A 3,717-nucleotide genomic window follows, 5' to 3' on the forward strand; every position below is an offset into this window, starting at 1 on the left:
AGCTCAGGATCATGGACGCCGACAGTAGAGACACCACACGACCCGACGCAACGGCCAAACACCCAGGCCGCCCGGCCCTTCCGTGCTAATGCAACACGGGAACTAAGCGGGGACAATGTGCCGGTAGGCGTAGGGCACCACCCGGGTCTTGTCGAATTCGGTCCCGTCGCGGGTGCGCAAGGTGGGCAGCGCGGCAAGCCAGTCACGGTGACGAGCAGCCAGGGTGTTTGTGCTGATTGCCTTGCGCCCGTCAGGATTTCGTACCCGTGTCGGCAGCAATTTCAGATCCGGGATGGGTGTGTCGGGGAAACGTTGCCGGACCCGATGTTGCTGGGCTGTGATGACCGCGGCGGTTGTCTTGCTGATCGGCAATCGGCGGCGAAGCCTATTGGCTTTGATGTTGTCGTAGACGAGCACCTCACCGCCGTCCTTGTCGCGGTCGAGGCAATCCAGGGTGAGGTTGAGGATGTCCTCGGGGCGGCGGCCGGTGTCGATGCCGATCTGGGTGGCGACCCTGACTTCGGCGGGCTCGAGGGCGTCGAGGTTGGCGCACACGATGTTCATGATCTCCGGCGGCAAGCATCGTCCGGGCTCACCGCGTTCGGGATCGGCTGGGATGTCGGCGCGTTCGATGGCGAAGTCGCCGGGCAACCCGGCCGCCGCCTGTCCGGTTCTCGTCAGCCCCAGGGATCGGATTCCGGCCAGCACCTGCCGCACGTCACGGCAGATCATGTTGCGGCGGTAGCGACCGATCCGGCCGGTGAACTCCAGATGGCCGAGTCGGTTGAGGAATCCCTCCAGGTCGGTCCGGCCCAAAGCAGTCGGGTCGAGCCCGTGATCGGGTCGGCGATACAGGTACTCGGACAGCAGCCCGATGCTGTTGATCTTGCCGCGGACACGAGAGGCACCGCTGCCCCGGTGATGCGGCAGCTGCTCGGCTGCCCATCGTTTGGCTGCATTGGCCAGCCACGGTTGGGTAATCGCGGAGAACGACAGGGCGCCGGGATGACCGAAAACGGCCAGATCCCAGATGTCCTTGGTTTGTTCGACCCTGGGGTCAGCAAGCGCGCGACGGGCGTCGCGAGCGAACGACATCAGCACCGAGCGTGCGCGCTTGCCAGGGGCCAGGCTCGTATCACAGTCGTGGATCGAGGCGACTTGGTGGTGACGAAGCGTGTCGCAGACCGCCCGCAGCACAACGTCAGTGAGCCGCAGGCCTTCCCGCACGCGGGTCTGCAAGCCGACCAGTACTTCCACGACCACCAGGGCAGGCAGGGCCCGCACGTTGACCTGCCCGGGCTCGGCGACGCCGGATTCCCGGCACCGCCACGACTGCTCGTCGGGTTCGCCCGGGTCTTGTTGGGCCACGCGCCAGCGTTGATAGTGGGTGTTGCAGTAGCCGATCGCGCCGTCGGCCGTGCGGGTGCACGCCGGTACAAGACATGCCGGCAGCGGCGGCTGGGGCCGCACTCGCGGATCGCTCAGGAACAGCTCCAGCGAGATCGGGATGTGCCTGCCGCGGAGCTGCTGGGCGTGTGGTTCGCACATGACCGCGTCGCGCACCGTCGGCTTGCATTGGCAGTTCGGGACCGCGCAACGTTCCGCGGGAACCGGTGCGGCGGGCAGGTTCTTGGTGGCGCCGATGTCCTCAACGCTCATGCCCAGCCCGGTCAACCTGGTGAAACACCGGTGGCAGATCTCGGGGGCGTCGTTGTGAACTGTTCCTACGCAGCGTTTCACCCGGCACACCTTCCGGCCCAGCAGCCGATGCTCCGCAGGCAACGACAGGATCCGCATCACCGGATCCCATCCGGCCTCGTCCAACAGTGTCCGGTCCAGCCCACCGGCCAGGTGCGCGGCCGCGCCGTTGAGGACGACCCCGTCCAGCACGTGGGGGAACTCGCAGGATTGCTCCGCGGCCGAGATCATCGGGGTCAGCGTCGCAGCGGTCACCGGCTCGCTCCGGTCTGCTCGCGGGGGCTGGGCACCGCATCCACCGCGGCCCGCATCCGCGAGGAGTCCGGATGCAGGTAAACCTGCGACGAGGAGACCGTCGCGTGACCGAGCAAATCGGCGACCACGTCGATCCCCGCTCCGGCATCAACAATGTTGCTGCCGTATGCATGTCGCAACTGGTGAGGCCGCACCGCGACGTCCAGTCCAGCGCGCCGCGACGCCGCGGCCATCAACTCGCCGATCGCATCCGGCCGCATCGGCGCGCCGAGCTTGCCGCGGAACAGGTTCACGAACACGAAATCGCTGTCGGCGGCATCGGCGACGCGCATGCGCTCGAACTCATAGACGTCGAACGCTTGCACCGCAAGGAAATCCAGCGGCACCACCCGCTGCCGGCGCGACTTGGCCCACGCCTGGTTCGGGTTGTCCTCGCGGCGCACCACATGCAGATGCGCCCGCGCCACATCGCAGCCCAGGCGCCGCGAATCCACCAGCAGGTGCACATCGCTGCGTCGCAGTCCGCACACCTCGCCGCGGCGCAACCCGGCCCGCGCCATCAACAGCACGATCAGCCGGTCTCGTGTCGACCGGCACGCCCGCAGCAGCGCGACGATCTGCTCGTCGCTGGCCCGATCGATCGTCGTTTCCGGTTCCCGCAGCCGATGGCGGGCCCGCATCCGCCACGCCATCCGACCGTCCTCGCCGCGGGCCTCGGCGGGCAGGTCGCGGTCGTCGGCGACCTCGTACAGGATCGACACCAGTCCCGCCGCACCGGTGCCGGTCGCGTTCGCGTGCACCACCATGCCCCGCACCGCGGTCAGCACACCGTTGATCCGCGATGGACACCGCACCGCAGCAGCGCCGGGACCGGCCACCACCACGCCCGCGGCGTCATCGACCGATGGCCGGGCGTGGGCCAGCCACGTCATGAACAGCGCGAAACCCTCGACACCGGCCTGCCACGATCGACCCGACCGGGCACACCAGCGCAGGAACAACGCGATCGAATGCGCATACGCCTTCGTCGTGGACTCGGCCGCGTCGCGGCCGAGTCGCAGATGCCGCAGGTACTCGTCGGCGACATTGACTACCTGCAGGTCCTCGTTCAGCACCGTCCAATATCGTTGCCCGGACGGCAAACTCACCGGGAATGCTCGCATGGTCTCTCGCTTTCTGGTCGACAGTCAAAAACGACTACCAGCCACGAGCACCACACCCTCGGAGAAACGCCGAACAACCAGCCCGATCATGCAGATCGAGCAACATCGTGCAACAGGTCAGGTAACCCCGGAGAAGGGTTACGGTTCAACGAACTTCGCCACTTGCAAACCGTTGACTTCGCTCGTAATCCGCACGGGCGCGAGTTCGGACGCTATGGGCTGGTTCATGTCCGTTACGGCAAGGCAAAACGTGGGTCACCGTACAAACGCCGCGGTGTGCTGACTGTCTTTGACTGGACGCCGGAGGTGATCGCCGATTGGCTGGCGCACGGACAGCGTTGCATGGATGACAGCATCGACCTGTTTCCCAGCGAGCGAGGGGCGTTGGTCGCCGAGAACACGCTGTTGCGCCGGTTCCGCCGTTATTGCGATCACCTCGGGTTGTCGCCCGGGCTGGATCTGCATTCGTTGCGCCGCTTTGTCCCCGCTTAGTTCCCGTGTTGCATTAGCACGGAAGGGCCGGGCGGCCTGGGTGTTTGGCCGTTGCGTCGGGTCGTGTGGTGTCTCTACTGTCGGCGTCCATGATCCTGAGCTACTTCAC

Annotated in this window: 2 protein-coding genes and 1 pseudogene; 1 reads left to right on the forward strand and 2 read right to left on the reverse strand. The window is 66.5% G+C overall.

What is annotated here, in order from left to right; genetic code table 11:
• Positions 1-102: 102 nt before the first annotated feature.
• The gene (locus tag CYU59_RS19365) at positions 103-1,953 is read right to left on the reverse strand and encodes a transposase (protein ID WP_293001644.1); all 1,851 of its coding nucleotides are present in this window, start codon (positions 1,951-1,953) and stop codon (positions 103-105) included.
• Entirely contained in the window at positions 1,950-3,116 is a 1,167-nt protein-coding gene (locus CYU59_RS19370) for a tyrosine-type recombinase/integrase (protein ID WP_293001646.1), read from the reverse strand. Before CYU59_RS19370 ends, CYU59_RS19365 begins: the two co-directional genes overlap by 4 nt.
• A gap of 135 nt (positions 3,117-3,251) precedes the next feature.
• Between CYU59_RS19370 and CYU59_RS19375 the strand changes: the two are divergent.
• Positions 3,252-3,593 (forward strand): annotated as a pseudogene (locus CYU59_RS19375) (site-specific integrase); the annotation flags it as partial.
• Between the last annotated feature and the right edge of the window lie 124 nt (positions 3,594-3,717).

Origin of the sequence: Mycobacterium sp. (genome assembly GCF_002863225.1) — a bacterium.
Taxonomy (GTDB): Bacteria; Actinomycetota; Actinomycetes; order Mycobacteriales; family Mycobacteriaceae; genus Mycobacterium.

Excerpts from the sequence above, each read along its gene's own strand:
- CYU59_RS19370 (WP_293001646.1), bottom strand. The coding sequence starts at position 3,116 with ATGCGAGCATTCCCGGTGAGTTTGCCGTCCGGGCAACGATATTGGACG.